The 21,410-nt window shown below is 69.6% G+C and carries 20 protein-coding genes and 1 tRNA gene; 2 read left to right on the top strand and 19 right to left on the bottom strand.

Features of this window, described 5'->3' with window-relative positions; genetic code table 11:
* Window positions 1-112 precede the first annotated feature (112 nt).
* The 11 genes from rpoB to tuf all read right to left on the bottom strand — a co-directional run bounded on the left by rpoB (window position 113) and on the right by tuf (window position 12,953).
* Window positions 113-4,237, bottom strand: a complete 4,125-nt coding sequence (gene rpoB, locus A3862_RS12510) for a DNA-directed RNA polymerase subunit beta (protein WP_043759115.1) — start codon at window positions 4,235-4,237, stop codon at window positions 113-115.
* A 246-nt stretch (window positions 4,238-4,483) separates the two neighbouring features.
* Window positions 4,484-4,861 (bottom strand): 50S ribosomal protein L7/L12, encoded by a 378-nt coding sequence (gene rplL, locus A3862_RS12505; RefSeq protein ID WP_012320773.1) that lies wholly within the window; start codon window positions 4,859-4,861, stop codon window positions 4,484-4,486.
* Between the two features lie 48 nt (window positions 4,862-4,909).
* Window positions 4,910-5,428: a 50S ribosomal protein L10 gene (gene rplJ / locus A3862_RS12500; protein ID WP_043348291.1), complete on the bottom strand. Its 519-nt coding sequence runs from the start codon at window positions 5,426-5,428 to the stop codon at window positions 4,910-4,912.
* 515 nt (window positions 5,429-5,943) lie between these two features.
* A complete protein-coding gene (locus tag A3862_RS12495) occupies window positions 5,944-7,587 on the bottom strand; it encodes a B12-binding domain-containing radical SAM protein (protein WP_043348289.1) in 1,644 nt (547 codons plus the stop codon).
* 477 nt (window positions 7,588-8,064) lie between these two features.
* Window positions 8,065-8,763 (bottom strand): 50S ribosomal protein L1, encoded by a 699-nt coding sequence (gene rplA, locus A3862_RS12490; RefSeq protein WP_043348287.1) that lies wholly within the window; start codon window positions 8,761-8,763, stop codon window positions 8,065-8,067.
* An 11-nt stretch (window positions 8,764-8,774) separates the two neighbouring features.
* Window positions 8,775-9,224, bottom strand: a complete 450-nt coding sequence (gene rplK, locus A3862_RS12485) for a 50S ribosomal protein L11 (protein WP_043385646.1) — start codon at window positions 9,222-9,224, stop codon at window positions 8,775-8,777.
* A gap of 217 nt (window positions 9,225-9,441) precedes the next feature.
* Window positions 9,442-9,975, bottom strand: coding sequence for a transcription termination/antitermination protein NusG (gene nusG, locus A3862_RS12480; RefSeq protein ID WP_012320778.1), 534 nt, complete (start codon window positions 9,973-9,975; stop codon window positions 9,442-9,444).
* 73 nt (window positions 9,976-10,048) lie between these two features.
* The gene (gene secE / locus A3862_RS12475) at window positions 10,049-10,345 is read right to left on the bottom strand and encodes a preprotein translocase subunit SecE (protein ID WP_043348282.1); all 297 of its coding nucleotides are present in this window, start codon (window positions 10,343-10,345) and stop codon (window positions 10,049-10,051) included.
* Between the two features lie 182 nt (window positions 10,346-10,527).
* Window positions 10,528-10,604, bottom strand: a tRNA-Trp gene (locus tag A3862_RS12470).
* Between the two features lie 64 nt (window positions 10,605-10,668).
* The gene (locus A3862_RS12465; protein ID WP_124262968.1) at window positions 10,669-11,559 is read right to left on the bottom strand and encodes a hypothetical protein; all 891 of its coding nucleotides are present in this window, start codon (window positions 11,557-11,559) and stop codon (window positions 10,669-10,671) included.
* A gap of 203 nt (window positions 11,560-11,762) precedes the next feature.
* Window positions 11,763-12,953, bottom strand: a complete 1,191-nt coding sequence (gene tuf, locus A3862_RS12460; RefSeq protein WP_043348276.1) for an elongation factor Tu — start codon at window positions 12,951-12,953, stop codon at window positions 11,763-11,765.
* Between the two features lie 309 nt (window positions 12,954-13,262).
* Between tuf and A3862_RS12455 the strand changes: the two genes are divergently transcribed.
* Entirely contained in the window at window positions 13,263-14,126 is an 864-nt protein-coding gene (locus A3862_RS12455; protein ID WP_043351243.1) for an outer membrane protein, read from the top strand.
* Window positions 14,127-14,273: 147 nt separating this feature from the next.
* On the opposite strand, the gene phnN is transcribed toward A3862_RS12455, so the two are convergent.
* The 8 genes from phnN to phnG form a co-directional block, all read right to left on the bottom strand.
* Entirely contained in the window at window positions 14,274-14,804 is a 531-nt protein-coding gene (gene phnN, locus A3862_RS12450) for a phosphonate metabolism protein/1,5-bisphosphokinase (PRPP-forming) PhnN (RefSeq protein ID WP_193376701.1), read from the bottom strand.
* Complete coding sequence (locus A3862_RS12445; RefSeq protein ID WP_043351241.1) at window positions 14,804-15,940, bottom strand: alpha-D-ribose 1-methylphosphonate 5-triphosphate diphosphatase; 1,137 nt, start codon at window positions 15,938-15,940, stop codon at window positions 14,804-14,806. The genes phnN and A3862_RS12445 overlap by 1 nt, the downstream gene beginning before the upstream one ends.
* Before the next feature lie 10 nt (window positions 15,941-15,950).
* Entirely contained in the window at window positions 15,951-16,658 is a 708-nt protein-coding gene (phnL, locus tag A3862_RS12440) for a phosphonate C-P lyase system protein PhnL (RefSeq protein ID WP_043387921.1), read from the bottom strand.
* Window positions 16,655-17,428: a phosphonate C-P lyase system protein PhnK gene (gene phnK, locus A3862_RS12435; protein WP_111473621.1), complete on the bottom strand. Its 774-nt coding sequence runs from the start codon at window positions 17,426-17,428 to the stop codon at window positions 16,655-16,657. The genes phnL and phnK overlap by 4 nt, the downstream gene beginning before the upstream one ends.
* Window positions 17,425-18,216: an alpha-D-ribose 1-methylphosphonate 5-phosphate C-P-lyase PhnJ gene (locus A3862_RS12430; RefSeq protein ID WP_111474338.1), complete on the bottom strand. Its 792-nt coding sequence runs from the start codon at window positions 18,214-18,216 to the stop codon at window positions 17,425-17,427. The genes phnK and A3862_RS12430 overlap by 4 nt, the downstream gene beginning before the upstream one ends.
* 188 nt (window positions 18,217-18,404) lie before the next feature.
* On the bottom strand, window positions 18,405-19,511 hold the full coding sequence (locus tag A3862_RS12425; protein ID WP_043387925.1) for a carbon-phosphorus lyase complex subunit PhnI: 1,107 nt from the start codon (window positions 19,509-19,511) through the stop codon (window positions 18,405-18,407).
* Between the two features lie 3 nt (window positions 19,512-19,514).
* Window positions 19,515-20,114 carry a phosphonate C-P lyase system protein PhnH gene (phnH, locus tag A3862_RS12420; RefSeq protein WP_043351234.1) on the bottom strand — a complete coding sequence of 200 codons (600 nt, stop codon included), beginning with the start codon at window positions 20,112-20,114 and terminating at the stop codon, window positions 19,515-19,517.
* A gap of 2 nt (window positions 20,115-20,116) precedes the next feature.
* Window positions 20,117-20,587: a phosphonate C-P lyase system protein PhnG gene (gene phnG / locus A3862_RS12415; protein WP_170861899.1), complete on the bottom strand. Its 471-nt coding sequence runs from the start codon at window positions 20,585-20,587 to the stop codon at window positions 20,117-20,119.
* Between the two features lie 79 nt (window positions 20,588-20,666).
* On the opposite strand from phnG, the gene phnF reads away from it, so the two are divergent.
* Window positions 20,667-21,410, top strand: coding sequence for a phosphonate metabolism transcriptional regulator PhnF (gene phnF, locus A3862_RS12410; RefSeq protein WP_043355026.1), 744 nt, complete (start codon window positions 20,667-20,669; stop codon window positions 21,408-21,410).

The following is a 21,410-nucleotide window of genomic DNA, read 5'->3' as shown; positions in this document are numbered from 1 at the left end:
GCCGCACCCCGCACGGGCGCTGCTCACCGTCGTCGAACCCGGAAGGCCCCTCCCCTCCCCGCTCGACCGTGGCGGCGGGATCCGCCGCCACGGGAGGTGTTTGTGACTGGCTCTACTCGGCCGCGTCGGCCGGCGGCTCCAGCTGATCGTTCGCGGCCTTCTTCGAAGACGTCAGCTCGACGTTGAGGCCGAGCGAGCGCATCTCCTTGACGAGCACGTTGAAGCTCTCGGGGATGCCGGCCTCGAAGGTGTCGTCGCCGCGGACGATCGCCTCGTAGACCTTGGTGCGGCCGGCCACGTCGTCCGACTTCACCGTGAGCATCTCCTGCAGCGTGTAGGCCGCGCCGTAGGCCTCCAGCGCCCAGACCTCCATCTCACCGAAGCGCTGGCCGCCGAACTGCGCCTTGCCGCCCAGCGGCTGCTGGGTGACGAGCGAGTACGGGCCGATCGAGCGCGCGTGGATCTTGTCGTCCACGAGGTGGTGGAGCTTCAGCATGTAGATGTAGCCCATCGTGACCTTGCGGTCGAAGGGCTCGCCGGTCCGCCCGTCGTAGAGCGTCGACTGCGCCGAGCGGTCCAGCCCGGCCATCTCCAGCATCTGCTCGATGTCGGCTTCCTTGGCGCCGTTGAACACCGGCGTGGCCATCGGCACGCCACGGCGGACGTTGTTGCCGGCCTCGGCCAGCTCCTCGTCCGTCAGCCCGTCGAGCTCGCCCGGGGAGTAGATCGCCTTCATCTCCTCCCGCAGCGGCGCGATGTCCTGCGACTTCAGATAGGCATCCACCGCCTTCGACACCTTGCGACCCAGGCCCGCAGCCGCCCAGCCCAGGTGCGTCTCGAGGATCTGGCCGACGTTCATGCGCGAGGGCACGCCCAGCGGGTTGAGCACGATGTCGGCATGCGTCCCGTCCTCCAGGAACGGCATGTCCTCGATCGGCACGATCCGCGACACGACACCCTTGTTGCCGTGACGGCCGGCCATCTTGTCGCCCGGCTGGATCTTGCGCTTCACCGCCACGAAGACCTTGACCATCTTCATGACGCCGGGGGGCAGCTCGTCACCGCGCTGCAGCTTCTCGACCTTGTCGAGGAAGCGCTGCTCCAGGCGCTTCTTCGACTCGTCGTACTGCTTCTGCATCGCCTCCATCTCGGTCATGAGACGGTCGTCGATGACGGCGAACTGCCACCATTGCGAGCGCGGATAGTCGTTGATCAGCTCGCGGGTGAGCGTGGTGTCCTTCTTGAAGCCCTTCGGGCCGGCCACCGGCGCCTGACCGATCAGCACATCCGCCAGACGGGCGTAGGTGTTGCGGTCGAGGATCGCCTGCTCGTCGTCGCGGTCCTTGGCGAGCCGCTCGATCTCCTCGCGCTCGATCGCCTGGGCGCGCTCGTCCTTGTCGACGCCGTGGCGGTTGAACACGCGGACTTCCACGATCGTGCCGGTGACGCCCGGCGGCACCCGCAGGGAGGTGTCGCGCACGTCCGAGGCCTTCTCGCCGAAGATGGCGCGGAGCAGCTTCTCCTCCGGCGTCATCGGGCTCTCGCCCTTCGGGGTGATCTTGCCGACCAGGATGTCGCCGGCATTCACCTCGGCACCGATATAGACGATGCCGGCCTCGTCGAGGTTCTTGAGCGCCTCCTCGGAGACGTTCGGGATGTCGCGGGTGATTTCCTCCGGCCCGAGCTTGGTGTCGCGGGCCATCACCTCGAACTCCTCGATGTGGATCGAGGTGAACACGTCATCCTTCACGATCCGCTCGGAGAGCAGGATCGAGTCCTCGAAGTTGTAGCCGTTCCACGGCATGAACGCGACGAGCACGTTCCGGCCGAGCGCCAGCTCGCCGAACTCGGTCGAGGGACCGTCGGCGATGATCTCGCCCTTCTTCACGAACTCGCCGACGCGGACCAGCGGCTTCTGCGTGATGCAGGTCGACTGGTTGGAGCGCTGGAACTTCTGCAGGCGGTAGATGTCGACGCCAGGCTTGTTGGCGTCGGCCTCCTCGGTGGCGCGGATGACGATACGGGTGGCGTCCACCTGATCGATGATGCCGGCCCGGCGGGCCGCGATGGCGGCGCCGGAATCCCGGGCGACCACCGCCTCCATGCCGGTGCCCACGAACGGGGCGTCGGCGCGGACCAGCGGCACCGCTTGCCGCTGCATGTTCGAGCCCATGAGGGCGCGGTTGGCGTCGTCGTTCTCCAGGAACGGGATCAGCGCCGCGGCGACCGAGACCAGCTGCTTGGGCGACACGTCCATGAGGTCGACGCGCTCAGGCCCAACGACGATCACCTCGCCGGCCCGGCGGCAGACCACGAGATCCTCCGTGAGCTTGCGGGCCTCGTCCATCTGGGCGTTCGCCTGGGCGACGTAGTACTTCGCCTCCTCCATGGCGGAGAGGTAGGCAACCTCGTCGGTGACCACGCCGTCGCGCACGCGGCGGAACGGGGTCTCGATGAAGCCGTACTTGTTCACCCGCGCGAAGGTCGCGAGCGAGTTGATCAGACCGATGTTGGGGCCTTCCGGCGTCTCGATCGGGCAGATGCGGCCGTAATGGGTCGGGTGCACGTCGCGCACCTCGAAGCCGGCGCGCTCGCGGGTCAGACCGCCCGGGCCGAGGGCCGACAGGCGGCGCTTGTGCGTCACCTCTGAGAGCGGGTTGGTCTGGTCCATGAACTGCGAGAGCTGCGACGAGCCGAAGAACTCGCGCACCGCCGCCGCCGCGGGCTTCGCGTTGATCAGATCCTGCGGCATGACCGTGTCGATATCGACCTGGCTCATGCGCTCGCGGATGGCGCGCTCCATGCGCAGAAGGCCCAGGCGGTACTGGTTCTCCATGAGCTCGCCCACCGAGCGGACGCGGCGGTTGCCGAGGTGATCGATGTCGTCGACCTCGCCCTTGCCGTCGCGCAGCTCCACGAGCGCCTTCACCACCGCGAGCATGTCCTCCTTGCGGAGGGTGCGCACGGTGTCGGCGGCGTCGAGGTCGAGGCGCATGTTCATCTTCACGCGGCCGACGGCCGAGAGGTCGTACCGCTCGGAGTCGAAGAACAGCGAGTGGAACATCGCCTCGGCGGTCTCGAGGGTCGGCGGCTCGCCCGGGCGCATGACCCGGTAGATGTCGAACAGCGCGCCCTCGCGGTTGGAGTTCTTGTCCACCGCCAGCGTGTTGCGAATGTAGGGGCCGACATTGACGTGGTCGATGTCGAGCACCGGGAGCTCGGTGATGCCGACATCATCCAGGCTCTTCAGGAGCTTGTCGGTGATCTCCTCGCCGGCCTCGGCCCAGATCTCGCCGGTCTGCGCGTTGACGAGATCCTCGGCCACGTACTGGCCGACGAGATCCTCGTCGGTGGCCTTGAGGAACTTGGTGCCCTTGTCGGTGATCTGACGGGCGTTGCGGGCGTTGAGCTTCTTGCCGGCCTCGAGCACGACCTCGCCGGAATCGGCGTCGATCAGGTCGACGGTGGCCTTCATGCCCTTCATGCGCTCGGCGTCGAAGGGCACGCGCCAGTCGGCGCCGTCGCGGTCATAGACGACCTTGTTGTAGAAGGTCGACAGGATCTCCTCGCCGTCGAGGCCGAGGGCATAGAGCAGCGACGTCGCCGGCAGCTTGCGCTTCCGGTCGATGCGGACGTGGACGATGTCCTTGGCGTCGAACTCGACGTCGAGCCAGGAGCCCCGGTACGGGATGATGCGGGCGGCGAACAGGAGCTTGCCCGAGGAATGGGTCTTGCCCTTGTCGTGGTCGAAGAACACGCCCGGCGAGCGGTGCATCTGCGAGACGATCACGCGCTCGGTGCCGTTGACGATGAAGGTGCCGTTCTCCGTCATCAGGGGCATGTCGCCCATGTAGACGTCCTGCTCCTTGATGTCCTTGACCGACTTCGCCTGCGTGTCGGGATCGACATCGAACACGATGAGGCGCAGCGTGACCTTCAGCGGGGCCGCGAAGGTGATGCCGCGCTGGCGGCACTCGTCGACATCGTACTTGGGCGCCTCGAAGGTGTAGCGCACGAACTCGAGCAGGGCCGTGGAAGCGAAGTCGGAAATCGGGAAGACCGACTTGAACACGCTCTGCAGCCCCTCGTCGGCGCGCCCACCCTCGGGCTCGTCGACCATCAGGAACTGGTCGTAGGACGCCTTCTGAACCTCGATGAGGTTCGGCATCTCGGCAACTTCCTTGATCTTGCCGAAGAACTTCCGAATGCGCTTGCGACCGACCAGCGTGTTGGCCATGTGACCTCGCTCCTACCCGCGTACCTCTCGCCCGGGGAAGCGTTCCCGAAAGGGACCTCCCGCACCGGGCCGCGACGCGCGCCCCGCCGGGCAGCGCCACCGAACCGAAACTTCTCGCCGGTCCCTTCCGGGACCATCCGCCGAAGCGGCCTAAAGCCCGCGGGTGTTGCACCCGCGGGCTCCGGTCACGACAGGCCCGAAGCGGACCTCCGTGGGGTGATGGGCCGGGACCGGCCCATCGTCGACTTACTTGAGCTCGATCTTGGCGCCGGCCTTCTCGAGCTGGGCCTTGAGCTTCTCGGCCTCGTCCTTGGCAACGCCTTCCTTGACCGGCTTCGGCGCGCCCTCGACGAGGTCCTTGGCTTCCTTGAGGCCGAGGCCGGTGATCGCGCGGACCTCCTTGATGACCTCGATCTTCTTGTCGCCGGCGGAGGCCAGGACGACCGTGAACTCGGTCTGCTCCTCGACGGCGGCGGCGGCGCCACCGGCAGCCGGGCCGGCGGCAACGGCGACGGCAGCGGCGGCCGAGACGCCCCACTTCTCTTCGAGCATCTTGGCCAGGTCAGCGGCCTCGAGCACGGTCAGCGAGGACAGGTCGTCGACGAGCTTGGCGAGATCAGCCATTTTGAATTCCTCTCAATATCGGTTCGAACGGATGGTTTTTGAAGGGCCTCAGGCGGCCTCGTCCTTCTTGGCATAAGCCCCGAACACGCGGGCGAGCTTGGCCGCCGGCGCGTTGACGACCTGAGCGATCTTCGTCGCGGGAGCCTGCACGAGGCCCACGATCTTGGCGCGCAGTTCGTCGAGGGACGGGAGCGAGGCGAGGGCCTTCACGCCGTCCGGGTTCAGGGCGGTCTTCCCCATCGCGCCGCCGAGGATCACGAGCTTGTCGTTGGCCTTGGCGAAATCGACCGCGACCTTCGCGGCTGCGACCGGGTCGCCGGAATAGGCGAGCAGGGTCGGGCCCTTCAGGAGCGGCTTGATGGAGGCGACGTCCGTGCCATCGAGTGCGATGCCGGCGAGGCTGTTCTTGGCGACCTTCACGGTGGCGCCAGCCTGCTTCATCTGCGAACGCAGCTTCTGCATGTCGGCGACCGTGAGGCCCTTGTAGTGGGCCACGACGACAACGGCGCTCTCACTGAACACGCCGTTGAGCGTCGAGACGAGATCAGCTTTAGCTGTCCGGTCCACTGGGCTCTCTCCGGTTGGCGGAACCCGATCTCGGGTCCGCCGGTTGCACATGCCGCCCGGACGTCATCTCGGCCAAGAGACCGGGAACGTCCGAACGACGCTTCGCGGCCCTGTCCCCGCGCGTGCCCCTGGAGGCCGCCTCGGGCGAGTTGGTTCAAACCGACACCCCTCCGCGGCCGAGGCCTGGGCGAGGCTTTTCGAATTCGGTCTTCCCCGTCTGTGCAGGCTTGGGGATTAAGCCGGCGAGCCGGCACCTGCAGTCTCGGACAGGACATGGCCGGACAAGGCTCCGCGGGGCTCGTCGCCCCTGGGATCCGTCCGGCCTTTGCCACCCGGTTGCCCGGGCGACATTTCGAGCGGAAACCGGCCGATCGGCCGTCTCCTTCCGTGAGGATGAAATGCGTGAGGCGCGGTGTATAGAGCCTAGCAAGCCGCCTGCCAAGGGCTGAAGCGCGACTTTTCCGCCGCAGGCAAGGACTTGCTGCGGAATCTCCGGGCCTGACCGGCAACCCGCCTCACGCGGCCTCGCGTTCCGGCGCCAGCCTGCGCCGGGCCGATTCCCACCAGCTCCGGTCGCGGGCCGCCTTCGCCTCCGCGGCCTTGGCGGCGTAGAAGGAGGCGTTGTGCTCGCCGCGCAGGGCCTCGCGGGTGAAGCGGATCAGATGGTGGGCCACGAAGCCCATGTTGAACACCGCCTCGATCTGCCCGCGCTTCAGCGCGTAGCCGGCCGCACTCCAGAACGGCTTGCGGTAATCGGAAAAGATCCCGACCCGGGTGATGATGTTGAACCCCAGGATCAGGCCCCGGCGGAGATTGGTGAAGGTCAGCTTGCCGGCGGTCGGCGTGGTGATGCGGTTCGGGTAGGTCACCGCGCATTGGTGCTTGAAGCGCTCGAAGATCTTCTCCGGCGTATAGGCGTGCGCGATGGCCCGGCGCCAGCTGCCCACCACGGTGTCGTGCGGGCGCTTGAACAGCACGTTCGATTCCAATGCCGCATCGTGGACGAGCCGGCCCTCGCGTTCCAGCCGGTCCCAGAGTGGGGTCTTGGGCAGGGCCTGGAGCAGGTTGATGGTCAGCACGGGAATGGCCGAGCGGTCGATGAAATCGATCAGGTTCTGCTCGGATTTGTCGGTGTCGGAATCGAGGCCCAGGATAATGCCCGAGGTCACCTCCAGCCCGTAGGAATTAAGGGTCTCGATCGCCTCGTACATCGGGACGGCGGCGTTGTGGGTCTTGTCGATGCCCTTGAGGGCCTCGGCCTCCGGGGTCTCGATGCCGACGAACACCGTCATGAAGTTCGCCTGCCGCATCAGCTCGAGGATCTCGGGCTGCTTGGCCATGTTCAGCGTCGCCTCGCAGGCGAACTGAAGCGGGTAGTTGTTCTTCTTCTGCCACGCCACGAGGTGCGGCAGCATCTCGCGGGTCGCCTTGCGGTTGGCGATGAAATTGTCGTCGACGAAGTAGACGACGGCCGGATGGCCGGGCTGGCTGATGATGGCGTCGAGCTCGGCGCACATCTGCTCGGGGCTCTTGAGCCGCGGCTGGCGGCCATAGAGCTGCGGGATGTCGCAGAACTCGCAGCGATAGGGGCAGCCCGAGGAGAATTGCAGCGAGCCGATCAGATAGCGCTTGAGCGGTGCGTGGTCGTAGGCCGGGGCCGGGAAGTCGGCGAGCGCGAGCCGGTCCTTCGTCTCCAGAACCACCTGGGCGGGCGGGGGCGCGACATCGGCGTCGAGGCGCGCGACGAGCTGGTCGGTGGCGTCGCCGATCTCGCCGACATGGAGATAGTCGAAGTCGCCATATTTCTCCGGCGCGCCCGAGACCGAGGGACCGCCCAGAACCGTGACCTTGCCGGCGGCCCGGGCACGGTCGCGGATGTCGTGGATCTGCGGTTCCTGGATGTGCATGCCAGAAACGAACACCGCGTCGGCCCAGGCGAACTCGGCCGGGCTCGCGCGGCGGATATTCTCATCGATGAATCTGCATTCCCACGCCTCCGGCATGTAGGCCGCGATCAGCAGCAGCCCCTGCGGCGGCATGAACGCCTTCACCCCGCCCATCAGCGGGTAGGCGTGGGAGAACGTCCCGAAGGACGGCGTGTAGGCGGGAAAGACGCACAGGATGCGTCGCTTGGAGGTGACCGTCAGGGTGCATCGCATGTCGGCCTATCTAGCACAGCCGCGCGCGTTGGCGCCCCCTCTGCCGTTAAGAATGGCGTGAAGGAGAACGGCGCCGCTGTCGCGGCCTGTCGCGTGCCGGGTTCCGGATAGGATCCGCTTCAACCGTCCGAGACAGGGGTGCGGGTTTATTTCTCACCGGCCCTTCCCGGGCACAGGGCGCGTCAGCGATGTGCGACCCGGGATCCAGCACGAGAATCGCCGCGATTCGGCCCCGCCGATCAGATCCGCCGACGGGCCTCGGACGGGACCAGCATGGTCACGCCGTAATCCGGGGCGTTTCCCGGCAAGGTGCCCACGCGATGCGCCGGATCGGTCGCCGAGCCCGCGTCGAGAGTGCCGTTCCGGCGGCTCGCCCGACTGTCGCGGCGGGACGGCTGCTCCGTCCGCATGCCCGCAACGGAAAACGCCCGGCCGTTTCCGACCGGGCGCTCCGCAGCGTAGACGCTATGCCTTGCCTCAGGCGGTCAGAACCGTGTTCGGCTCGACCTTCACGCCCGGGCCCATCGTCGAGGTGACGGCGATGCGCTGGACGTAGGTGCCCTTGGCGCCCGCGGGCTTCGCCTTGGCGACGGCGTCCGCGAAGGCCTTGATGTTCTCGACGAGCTTGTCGGCGTCGAACGAGACCTTGCCGACGCCGGCATGGACGATGCCGGCCTTCTCGACGCGGAACTCCACCGAGCCGCCCTTGGCGCCGGCGACGGCGCCCTTCACGTCCATGGTGACGGTGCCGACCTTCGGGTTCGGCATCAGGCCGCGCGGGCCCAGCACCTTACCGAGACGGCCGACCAGCGGCATCATGTCCGGGGTCGCGATGCAGCGATCGAACTCGATCTTGCCGCTCTGCACGATCTCCAGCAGGTCCTCGGCGCCGACGATGTCGGCACCGGCGGCCTTGGCGTCGTCCGCCTTGGCGCCGCGGGCGAAGACCGCCACCCGCACCGTCCGGCCGGAACCATTCGGGAGGTTGCAGACGCCGCGGACCATCTGGTCGGCGTGGCGGGGATCGACGCCGAGGTTCATGGAGACCTCGACGGTCTCGTCGAACTTCGCGGTCGCCCGCTCCTTCACCAGCTTGATCGCCTCGTCGAGGGGATAGAGCTTGGTGACCTCGATGCCCTCGCGGGCGGCGCGGATGCGCTTGCCTTCCTTAGCCATGCTGTCCTCCCTCAGGCCGTCACTTCGAGGCCCATGGCCCGGGCGGAGCCGCGGATCATGGCAACGGCCGACTCGATCGAGTCGCAGTTGAGGTCGGGCATCTTCTTCTCGGCGATCTCGCGCAGCTGCGCCTCGGAGATCTTGCCGACGGTCGGGCCCTTGCCCGGGGTCTTCGAGCCGGAGGCCGGCTTCTTGCCGATCTTCAGGCCGACGGCCTTCTTCAGGAAGAAGGTGACCGGGGGCTGCTTCATCTCGAAGGTGAAGGAGCGATCCTGATACGCGGTGATGATCACCGGAATCGGGGTGCCCTTCTCCATCTGCGCGGTCTTCGCGTTGAAGGCCTTGCAGAATTCCATGATGTTGAGGCCGCGCTGACCGAGCGCGGGACCGATCGGCGGCGACGGGTTCGCCGCGCCGGCCGGGACCTGAAGCTTCACGTAGCCCGTGATCTTCTTCGCCATGGGACTGCTCCCAATGAGAATCCGCCCCCACGCGGCCTGAAGCGCGGCGGGTCGGACGGTTGCAGGTCGCGGTGCGAGCCGTGGATCCCGGAGGCGAGGCCGGGCGGATCTCCCGCGGATGATGCCCCAGCCTCAGGAGGATGGGGCAAGTTCGCGGCCGCCGCACAGCGACAGCCGGAAGGACGCGGCGGCCTCAGGGCCGCCGAAATCAGGAGGCTCAGGCCTTCTCGACCTGGGCGTATTCGAGCTCCACCGGCGTCGCGCGGCCGAAGATCGACACGGCCACCTTGAGGCGGGAGCGGGCGTCGTCGATCTCCTCGACGGTGCCGTTGAAGCTGGCGAACGGACCGTCGGCGACCCGGACGGTCTCGCCGATCTCGAAAGAGATCGAGGGCTTCGGCCGGTCGACACCCTCGGCGACCTGGCCCTTGATCCGTTCGGCCTCGGCGTCGGGGATCGGAACCGGCTTCGACTTGTCGGCGCCGAGGAAGCCCGTGACCTTCGGGGTGTTCTTGATGAGGTGGTAGACCTCGTCGGTGAGGTCGCACTTCACCAGCACGTAGCCGGGGAAGAACTTACGCTCGGCATCGACCTTCCGGCCGCGGCGGACCTCCACGACCTTCTCGGTCGGGACCATCACCTCGTCGAACAGCTCGGTCAGCCCGCGCTGAGCCGCCTGATCCTTGATGGACTGGGCGACCTTGTTCTCGAAGTTCGAGTAGGCGTGGACGATGTACCAGCGCTTCGACACGGTTCCGTTCAACTCCGACAAGTCCGCGGGGTCTCCCCCGATCGGCGGCGAGCCGCCCTCGTACGCCTCCGACTCAGACGCCCAAAATCAGGCCGACCAGGAAGCGCAGGGCCTGATCCACGACCGTGAAGAACAGGCTCGCGGCCACGACCATCACGAAGACCATGATCGTCGTGATCGTGGTCTCCCGGCGGGTCGGCCACGTGACCTTGCGGGCCTCGTCGCGAACCTGCGCGATGAACTCGCCCGGCGTGGCACGCTTCTGCGGCGCCCGGTTCGGCGTCGCCGGCCGGGCCGGCGGCGGATTCGCGGGACCGCGGGCTGCGCCGCGCACCAGGTCCACCTTCTTGGTCGCTTCGTTCGATGCCATGGCGCCAGTATCTGTGCGTGTTCGGCCCCGAGGCAGAGACCGCATCCGGGAATGCGAATGTCGGCGCCGAGGACCCGGATGGGCCCGCACCGACGGTCGCTTCAGATCTCGGATTGCGCCCGCTCTAGCGCAACTCCCCCGGCTTGTCGACCGGGCCACCGCGCGGGATCGGGCTGAATGTCTGGCAGGAGTGGAGGGACTCGAACCCGCAACCTCCGGTTTTGGAGACCGGCGCTCTGACCAGTTGAGCTACACTCCTAGCGCACCGCCCAATGCCTCATCGCGGCGCGGCTTGCAAGAGGTTCGCCGCCGATCGCCGCGCATCACCGGCCGTGATCCGCCCGCTCGGCGGCGGTCAGGGGCCGGAGCCCGCCCCGGTCGAAGCGGAACAGCTCGTCGCTGCGGCCGTAGGGGCCGGCGCGCATCTGCGTGGTGGCCTCTGCGGCCAGCTCGCGCCGCGCAGGACTGTCGGCGGGCCACGCCATGAGCAGATTGCGGGTCGGCCCGGTCAGCGTGATGCCGTCGGCCTTCAGCGCCTTGCGGATCTCCTCGAGCCAGTCCGGCACGAGCAAACGCGCGAGGGCGTAATTGTCGTCCTCCCTGGCGAGGGCGGCGACGGGCGTGCGGTCCGCGACGACGAGCTGGAACGGCACATCCTTGGAGGCCCCCGCGAGGTTCCGCACCGCCGTGGCTTCCACCACGGCAGGATCGACGTGCCAGCCGGCGATCATCTCGCGGGTGACGTACTGGTAGCGCCTGGACTCGTCGAGCACGTAGACGACGTGCAGCGTCTCGGAGAACCGGCGATGCGCGAGCTGCGGGTTCTGCTGAAGGATCTCATCCGGCACCAGCTGCACGCGCAGGCGGCCCTTGATCGCCGCGAAATCCGCCGGCTCCGGCGCAGGGCCGGCCTTGGCGAAGGCGAGGCCGAGGAATTCGTCGACCTCCCGCCGGCGCTCGGCCTCGGTGAGACCGCGGACATGCTGGTGGAGATTGGTGAGATCGAGCGTCTGGGTGCCGATGCCGAGCTGCGCCGGATCGGCATTGAGGTCGATCGCCACGTCCGGTCGACGGATCCGGATCTGCTTGATCACCGCGTCGCGAAAGCGGCCGTCGCTCAGGTCGTCTGCCCGCGCGCCGACCGGCAGGAACACGGAGCCGGCACAGATCAGGACCAGCAATCGCGCGGCCCGCCGAGCGGAATCTCCGAACATCCGAGCCTCCCCCAAGACAAGGCGGAGACAAGACAAAACAACGCCGGCACCCCGTCAAGACGGAGGCCGGCGCGAGTCACATCGAAGTCGATGGCCTGAGCCCTGACGCACCCCCGTGGTCTAGAGATGACCACGGACCATCCGCCGGCTGACGGCGCGGGACCGGCGCATCGTCTGTCGCGACGCGCCGGCCCTGCTCGAGCTCAATCGTTGATGGCGGCGACGACGCCGGCACCGACGGTGCGGCCGCCCTCGCGGATGGCGAAGCGCAGCTTCTCCTCCATGGCCACCGGCACGATCAGCGCCACGTCCATGGTCACGTTGTCGCCCGGCATCACCATCTCGGTGCCCTCGGGCAGCGTCACGATCCCGGTCACGTCGGTGGTGCGGAAGTAGAACTGCGGCCGGTAGTTGGTGAAGAACGGCGTGTGGCGGCCGCCCTCTTCCTTGGTCAGGATGTAGGCCTCGGCCTTGAACTTGGCGTGCGGCTTCACCGAACCCGGCTTGCACACGACCTGGCCGCGCTCCACGTCCTCGCGCTTCGTGCCACGCAGCAGCACGCCGACGTTGTCGCCCGCCTGGCCCTGGTCGAGCAGCTTGCGGAACATCTCCACGCCCGTGACCGTCGTGGTCTGCGTGTCGCGGATGCCGACGATCTCCACCGTCTCGCCGACCTTGACGATGCCGCGCTCGACGCGACCCGTCACCACCGTGCCGCGGCCCGAGATCGAGAACACGTCCTCGATCGGCATCAGGAACGGCAGGTCGATCGGACGCTCCGGCTGCGGGATGTAGGCATCCACCGTCGCCATCAGCGCCAGCACCGCCTCCTTGCCGATCTTCGGCTCCTTGTCCTCAAGCGCCATCAGCGCCGAGCCCTTGGTGATCGGGATGTCGTCGCCGGGGAAGTCGTACTTCGACAGGAGCTCGCGCACCTCCAGCTCGACCAGCTCCAGGAGCTCCTCGTCGTCGACCATGTCGACCTTGTTGAGGAACACCACCAGCGCCGGAACGCCGACCTGGCGCGCCAGAAGGATGTGCTCGCGGGTCTGCGGCATCGGGCCGTCGGCCGCCGAAACCACCAGGATCGCGCCGTCCATCTGCGCCGCGCCCGTGATCATGTTCTTCACGTAGTCGGCGTGCCCGGGGCAATCCACGTGCGCGTAGTGACGGTTCTGCGTCTCGTACTCCACGTGCGCCGTCGAGATCGTGATCCCGCGCGCCTTCTCCTCCGGAGCCTTGTCGATCTGGTCGTAGGCCGTGAACGTCGCCCCGCCCGTCTCCGCCAGAACCTTCGTGATCGCCGCCGTCAACGACGTCTTGCCGTGGTCAACGTGACCAATCGTGCCAATGTTGCAGTGCGGCTTGGTGCGGGAGAACTTTTCCTTGCCCATGATTCCCATTCCTGCGGCGGGGACCACACAAGGGCCCCGAATCCTGGTCAGCCGCCCCGAAGCTCGGACAGGGGCGAAAAACGCGGTCCGCTTAGAGGGTCGGCCGCCAGGGATCAAGCTCCGCGGCGCGCGGGCGCCCGACGACCGGCTCTGCTGTCAAGCCGCGGCCATGAGTCTTGAACGCCGAAACATCAACCACAGGCAGTATCCACGCCGCTTTCGCGCCACAGTGTGGCTTCGCGGGCATAGCGGGATCCGTGCGGCCGAGCTTAAGTGGGGACAACAACGCATCACCTCGGACCCCCCGCCATGATGAAGAAGTTCCTCCTCGCCACCGCCGCGACGGCGCTGGTCACGACGGCCGCTTCGGCCGCCGACCTGCCGCGCCGGGCCGCGCCGCCGCCGGTCTTCACGCCGGTGCCGGTCTTCACCTGGACGGGCTTCTACGCCGGTCTCGAGTCCGCCTACACCTTCACGGATCGTGAGCGCATCACCACGGTCGGCGTCCAGCCGGGCAACGCCACCAATGTGGCCCTCGGCCGCCGTCCCTTCCTGACCTCGACCACGCAGGACGGCTTCGCCAACATCGGCGGCACCGCCGGCTACAACTACCAGTTCACGCCGGGCTCCGGCATCGTCGTCGGTCTCGCCAACAGCATCGACTGGACCGACATCACCAAGAACCGCGTCGTCCTCGGCACCGGTAACGTCGCCGGCGGCCCGCCGAACATCAGCCAGTTCCGCCAGAGCCTCGACTGGCTCGGCACCCTCACGGGCCGCGTCGGCTACGCCTTCGACCGCGTCCTGGTCTACGGGATGGGCGGCCTCGCCTACGGCAACGTGTTCCACGACGCCAACTTCTACACCCCGGGCGGCCGCCTGCAGTTCGCCGGCCGCTACGACGACTTCAAGGTCGGCTACGCCTACGGCGGCGGCATCGAGTTCGCCCTGCCCACCGACAGCTTCCTGAACACCTTCGCGCTCGGCCGCTACATCGGCATCAAGTACGACGCCATCACGGTGAAGGCCGAGTACCTGCACTACGACCTCGGCAGCCAGAACGTGCTCGTCGGCGCGGTCCCGGGTGTCGGCAACGGCGCGTACATCTCGCGCTTCCGCACCGAGGGCAGCATCGTTCGCGCCGGCTTCAACTACAAGTTCGGCGGCCTCTGAGACCGACGGCGCCGGGGCTTCCCCGGCCGAGACCAACATGGGCGGGTGCCGATATCGGCACCCGCCCTTTTTCGTTGCTCCGGCGCGATCGGTGCATCGGCCGGCGCGACCCGGCAGTCGCACCCGGCGTGCGACGAAGATGTCCCGTCAGCAGGCGCGCAGATGCGCGACGAGCCGCGACGCGGCGTCGCCCGGGGAGCCGGTGTTGAGGATCGTCAGATCCGCGACGACGTCGCCCTCCCGGGCGAGACGCGCGGCGAGGTCGCCGTCCTGCGGCCGGCCCCGGGCGGCGATACGCTGCGCCAGGATCTCGGGCGGCGCGGTGACTTCGACGACGCTCACCCGCGGGCAGGTCCTCCGCGCCTCCGCGACGATGCGGCGCGAGACGTTGCAGATCACCACCTGACCGTCGGCGGCGCGCCTTCCGGCCTCCGCCGGGAGGGCGTAGCCGAGGCCATGGGCGCGCCAGCTCAAGGTGAAGCGGCCGGCCGCGCAGCCATCCGCGAAGGCAGCCTCGTCGATCTCGTCGTTGTCCTCGTCCGCCGAGGGTGGCCGGGTCACGAGACGCCGCGGGAAGACGTAGCGCGGATCGTCCGCCAGGGCCGCCCGGGCCAGCCGGATCAGCGTGTCCTTGCCGGCGCCGCTCGGGCCGACCACGAGGACGAGGCAGCCCGGCATCAGGCGACCCGCCGGCCGGCGCGCCAGACCTCGCGGACCACCGGCACGCCCTCGGCCCGCTGCACGCGCACGAGATCGGCCCGCAGCCCGGGCGCCAGGGCGCCCCGGTCGGTGAGCCCGGTGGCGCGGGCGGGATTGGCCGTGACGGTGGCCAGCGCCTCGGGCAGCGTGATCGACGGTGCCTGCTCGGGCAGCAGGAAGGCCGCCATCAAGAGGCTCGCCGGCACGTAGTCCGACGAGAGGATGTCGAGGTGCCCGGCCTCGGCCAGCGCCAGGGCGGCGACGTTGCCGGAATGCGAGCCGCCGCGGATCAGGTTCGGCGCGCCCATCATCACGGTGATGCCCTGGCGGTGCGCGGCCTCGGCCGCCTCCAGGGTGGTGGGAAACTCGGCCAGCCGCACGCCTTCGCCGACCGCGAGGTCGACATCCGCCAGGGTGGTGTCGTCGTGGCTCGCCAGCGGGATCCCCATCTCGCGGGCGAACTGGACCAGGGCCGGCCGGTTCTTCGCATTCAGCGACCGACCGTCGCGGATCTTGCGCTCGGTGTTGGCGCGGATCTCCTCCATGGGACGGCCGCCGCGCGTGGCGTAGGTGTAGTACTTCTCCATGTCGCGGAACTGCCGCTGGCCGGGGGTGTGGTCCATGAGCGAGATCAGCCCCACCGGGTAGCGGGCCGTGAAGGTCGCCACCGTGTCGAGCACATCCGTGGAGGGCAATTCGCAGCGCAGATGCGTGAAGTGCTCGGCCCGGAACAGGTCGCCGGCCCGCGCGGCGGCGATGGCGCCGGCGAGCTGCTCCAGCTCGGAGCCGAGGCCGCTGCCGTCCGGGTCGCTGCCGGCGCGGAGCGAATCGAACACCGTGGTGATGCCCGAGGCGGTGATCTGCGCGTCGTAGGCGAGCACCGCGCCGAGCGGATGCCAGCGGACCTTGGGGCGCGGCGCGTAGTGGCTCTCCAGATGGTCGGTGTGCAGCTCGATCAGCCCGGGGATCAGGTAATCGCCGCCGCAATCGAGGCCGCGCGCGGGCGCCCGGCCCTCGCCGATCTCGATGATCGCCCCGTCGGAGACGGCGAGCCAGCCGCGCTGCACCCGGTCGGGCAGGACCAGGGTCGCGTTCTCGAGGATGAAGTCGTCCATCGTGAATTCCTCAGGCTGCCCGGGCTTGCGGCGCGAAGCGGGTGACATCGACCACCCGGGTCGCCACAGCGTCGCGCATCTCGCTGTCGTGGAAGATGCCGAGCACGCCGGCGCCGGCCTTCAGCTTCTCGCGCACGAGGTCGGCCACCACGGCGCGGTTCTGCGCGTCCAGGGAGGCGGTCGGCTCGTCGAGGAGCAGGAGCGGCCGGTCGGCGATCAGGCCCCGGGCGATGTTGACCCGCTGCTGCTCGCCTCCCGAGAAGGTCGCGGGCGGCAGGCCCCAGAGCCGCTCGGGCAGGTTGAGCCGGGCGAGGAGGTCCTTGGCCCGGGCGCGGGCCGCCTCTTCGGACAACCCGCCCTCGCGGCCGGCGGCCTCGACCACGTCGAGGGCCGGGACCCGCGGGATCACCCGCAGGAACTGCGACACGTAGGCGATGACCCGCGCCCGCAGCGCCCAGACCACTCGCGGATCGGCCCGGACGACGTCCACCACCGCCTCGCCGTCGCGGACCCGGATGGCGCCGGCATCGCAGCGGTAATTGCCGTAGGCCATCTTCAGGAGCGAGGACTTGCCCGCCCCCGAGGGGCCGCCGAGCACCACGCACTCGCCGGGCTCGACCACGAGGCTCACGCCGCCCACCACCGGCAGGACGATCCCGCCGCGCAGGTGCAGGGTGAAGCTCTTGGCGACGTCCTGGAAGGTCAGAAGCGCAGTCATGCGGCGAGCACCGAGGCGACGAGGAGCTGGGTGTAGGCGTGCTCGGGATCGTCGAGCACCCGGTCGGTGAGGCCGGTCTCGATCACCCGGCCGGCCCGCATCACGGCGATCCGGTGCGAGAGCAGCCGCGCCACCGCGAGGTCGTGGGTCACGATGATCACCGCGAGGCCGAGCTCGGCCGAGAGCCGCCGGATCAGGTCGAGGAGCCGGGCCTGGACCGAGACGTCGAGGCCGGAGGTCGGCTCGTCCATCAGCACGAGGCGCGGCCCGGTGACGAGGTTGCGGGCGATCTGGAGGCGCTGGCGCATGCCGCCGGAGAATTGGCTGGGCGGGTCGTCCACCCGGCCGGCCTCGATCTCGACCCGGCCGAGCCAGTCCAGCGCCTGGCCGCGGATCCGGCCGTAATGGCGCTCGCCCATGCCCATCAGCCGCTCGCCGACATTGCCGCCGGCCGAGACCGCCATGCGCAGGCCCTGGCGGGCGTCCTGCCGGACGAAGCCCCAGTCGGTGCGCATCAGCCGGCGCAGCGCGGCGGGTCCGAGATCGGCGAGGCTGCGGGTCTGCCCATCGCGCATCCGGTAGCGGACCTCACCCGAATCGGGCACCAGCTCGCCGGCGAGCAGCGACAGGAGCGTCGACTTGCCCGAGCCGGACTCGCCCACGATGGCCAGCACCTCGCCCTCCGTGATGTCGAGGTCGATGCCCGCGCAGGCGAGCCGGTTGCCGTAGGCCTTGGTCAGGCCGTGGGCGGAGAGGAGCGGCGCGCTCATCGGGCCGCCTCCGCGACACGGGTCTCGCAGATGTCGGTGTCGGAGCAGATGAACATCCGGCCTCCGGAATCGTCGGTGACCACCTCGTCGAGGTAGTGGCCGCTTGCGCCGCACAGGGCGCAGGGCTGCGTGAATTCCTGCACGCGGAACGGGTGATCCTCGAAATCGAGGCTGCGCACCCGCGTATAGGGCGGCACCGCGTAGATCCGCCGCTCGCGGCCCGCGCCGAAGAGCTGGAGCGCCGGGCAGTCGTCCATCTTGGGATTGTCGAATTTCGGCGTCGGCGACGGGTCCATCACGTAGCGGCCGGCGACCTCCACCGGGTACGCGTAGGTGGTGGCGATGTGCCCGTGGCGGCTGATGTCCTCGTAGAGCTTGACGTGCATGGCGCCGTACTCGGCCAGCGCGTGGAGCTGGCGCGTCTCGGTCTCGCGGGGTTCGAGGAAGCGCAGGGGCTCGGGGATCGGCACCTGATAGACCAGAATCTGCCCCTCGGTGAGCGGCGTCTCGGGGATGCGGTGGCGGGTCTGGATCACCGTCGCCTCCGTCGTGCGGGTGGTGGTGGCCACCCCGGAGGTCTTGGCGAAGAAGCGGCGGATCGAGACCGCGTTGGTGGTGTCGTCGGCCCCCTGGTCGATGACCTTGAGCACGTCCGATTGCCCGAGGATCGCCGCCGTGACCTGCACGCCGCCGGTGCCCCAGCCGTAGGGCATCGGCATCTCGCGGGAGGCGAAGGGCACCTGGTAGCCCGGCACCGCGATGGCCTTGAGGATGGCGCGGCGGATCATCCGCTTCGTGCCCTCGTCGAGATAGGCGAAGTTGTAGCCGGAGCCGCGCGCGTTTCCTGCCGCGTCGAGGACGGACGCGACGAGCCCACTCTCCCGTTCGGGAGAGGGAACCTGCGCGTCATCCGGCGCGCGGCCCGGAAGCTCCCGGGAAGCGGAGCCACCAAGGAAGGGGGACATCCCTGTCGCGCTCATTCGGCGGCCTCCTGCATCTCGACGGTCTCGGTCTTGCGCTCGAACTCGGCGCGCAGGCGCCGGACCAGCTCCAGCTCGGCCTGGAAGTCGACGTAGTGGGGGAGCTTCAGGTGCTCGACGAAGCCCGTCGCCTGGAGGCTGTCGCAATGGGCCAGCACGAATTCCTGGTCCTGGGCGGGGCTCGCCACCGGCTCGCCGAGCTCCTCCGCGCGCAGCGCCCGGTCCACCAGGGCCATTGCCATGGCCTTGCGCTCGCTCTGCCCGAAGCTCAGCCCGTAGCCGCGGGTGAACTGGGGCGCGGCCGCGCCCGAGCCCTTGAACTGGTTGACCATCTGGCACTCGGTGAGCCGCACCCGGCCGAGCGGGACCGCGAAGCCCAGCTCCTCGGGCACGAACTCCACCGCCACCGCGCCGACCCGGATCTCGCCGACGAACGGGTGGGTGCGGCCGTAGCCGCGCTGCGTCGAGTAGGCGAGGCCGAGCACGAAGCCCTCGTCGCCCCGGGCGAGCGCCTGGAGGCGCAGGGCCCGGTCGGCGGGGTAATCCACGGGCTCGCGGGTGAGGTCGCCCACGGGGGCGCCGTCGTCCGGCGGCGAGGCCTCGATCAGCCCGTCCTGGGCCAGCAGGTCGGTGACCCGCGGGCAGGTTCCGGCATCGGCGCGCGGCTCGGCCTCGGCGGCGGGCTCGGAGGCGGTATCTGCCGCGAGCGCGAAGTCGACGAGCCGGTGGGTGTAGTCGAAGGTCGGCCCGAGCACCTGCCCGCCGGGCAGGTCCTTGAAGGTCGCGGAGACCCGGCGCTCGACCGCCATGGTGCCGGTGTCGACCGGCGCGGAGGCACCGAAGCGGGGCAGCGTGGTCCGGTAGGCGCGGACCAGGAACACCGCCTCGACCACGTCGCCGCGCGCCTGCTTGAGCGCCAGGGCCGCGAGGTCCGGATCGTAGAGCGAGCCCTCGGTCATCACCCGGTCGACGAGCAGCGCCATCTGCTCGCGGATCTGCGCCACGGAGAGTTCCGGAACGGCGGGGTCGCCCCGGCGGGCCTCGGCGAGGAGCCGATGGGCGTTGTCGATGGCGGCCTCGCCGCCCTTCACGGCCACGTACATGGGTCAGGCCTCCGTGACCGTCGTGGAGCGCGGCAGACCGGCCACGCGGCCGGGCGCGGTGAGGATCAGGTCGACGCCCAGCGGAAAGTCGGCGCGGTTCTCGGCGCATTGCGCCGCGAAGCCGTCCGGCAGAGGTCCCGGCGCGACCCGGACCGTGCCCCGGACGCCCGGGCCGGAGAGGCTCAGCCCCTGCCCGTCCGTGATCGTGTCGAGGGCGAGCACCAGGGTGGTGGAGGTGTCGGGGTAGGCCGGCGTGCCGAGGGCGAACCGGCCCAGCGGCGGGCAGCGTCGAGACTCGCGGACCAGCGCGAAGGCGGCCCGGGCCGGGTCGTCGGTGAGCGGCGCGCCGGTGTGAAAGCGCAGGTAAGCCGCGACGTCCGCGGCTTCGGCGAGGGCCGGATCCAGCCAGACCGGCGTGTCGGCGTCGGTGAGCGCCAGTGCGACGGCGGCCAGTTCCGGCGTGAGCGGCGCGGGCGGCGCGAGGAACGGCGCAAGGAACGGGGCGAGCGGCCGGACGAGCCCGGGGCGGGCGAGGGCGTCCATCACGGCGCGGAAGGTGCCCTGCGCGTCGTGGACCGGATCGGCGAAGCCGGGGGCGAGCATGCTCAATCGTCTCCGCGGGCGAGGGTCAGGAAGTCGACCCGGGTGGCCGCCGTGCGCCGGGCCGCCTGTTGCCGGTCCGCCGCGAGCCGCCGGGCGGCGGGCGCCAGGGCGGCCTCGACCCGGGCGCGCCGGTCCGGGTCCTGCCAAAGGGCGTCGAGGATCGCGGCGAGCCGCGCCTTCGTGCGGTCGCGGCCGAGATGGTAGGCGAAGCCGGCCGGACCGTCCGCGAGGCGGATGGCGGCCCGGGTCACGCTGACCTCGCCGAGGTTGAACGGGCGCCCGTCGCCGCCGATCCGGCCTGAGGCCATCACGAGCCCCGTCTCCGGCGGCCGGAGATCCGCGGCGGCCGGGGTGTCGAGGACCGACAGGGCCGCCTCCAGGTCCGTGCGGCTCGCCTCGGCACAGAGCGCCATCACGGCCTGGCGCGCCCCGATCTCCCCCTCGGATGCCGGATGTCTCGGGCTCGTCGTCATCGCGAATCCCTCCGTCGCTCGGTTGTATAGGTGTATAGACAACTGGCGTGCGCCGCACAAATGAAGTTTGGATGACAGGATGGATGCGCAGGAGCAGGCACCCGGCCTCGTCCGGGGCGAGGGTCTGACGGCGTGGCGGCAGATCGCCGACGCGCTGACGGCCGAGATCGCGGCGGGGCGCTATCCGCCGGGACAGCAGCTGCCCGCCGAGGCCGCCCTGGCGGCGCGCTTCGCCGTGAACCGGCACACCGTGCGACGTGCCCTCGCGGCGCTCGCCGAGGGCGGGCTCGTGCGCGCCAGCCAGGGCCGGGGCACCTTCGTGGAGGAGGCACCCCTCGCCTACCCGATCGGGCCGCGCACGCGGTTCTCCGAGATCGTCGCCGGGGCCGGACGCGAGGCCTGGGGCGACCTCGTCGCCTCGACCACGGTCCCGGCCGGGCCCGAGCAGGCGGCAGCCCTGGCCCTCGCCCCCGGCGCGCCGATCCTGGAGCTGCTGACGGTCCACCGGGCGGACGACGCCCCGCTCTCGACGGCGCTGACCTGGCTGCCGCTGCCGCGCTTCGCGGGCTTCGCCGAGGCCTATGCCGAGCGCGGCTCGATCACCCGGGCCTTCGCGGCCTGCGGCCTGCACGACTATACCCGGCTCTCGACGCGCATCCGCGCCCGGCCGGCCGATTCCGCGGAGGCGCAGCGCCTCGACATCACCCCGGGGCGGGTCGTTCTGGTGGTGTCGAGCGTCAACATCGATCCCGCCGGCGTGCCGATCCAGGCGAACCGCACCCTGTTCGCCGCCGACCGGGTGGAGCTGGTGATCGGCGGGTGA

The organism is Methylobacterium sp. XJLW, assembly GCF_003254375.1.
GTDB classification, from domain to species: domain Bacteria; phylum Pseudomonadota; class Alphaproteobacteria; order Rhizobiales; family Beijerinckiaceae; genus Methylobacterium; species Methylobacterium fujisawaense.
The sequence above is the reverse complement of the archived record's forward strand: the minus strand, read 5'-3'. Positions and strand labels throughout refer to the sequence as shown.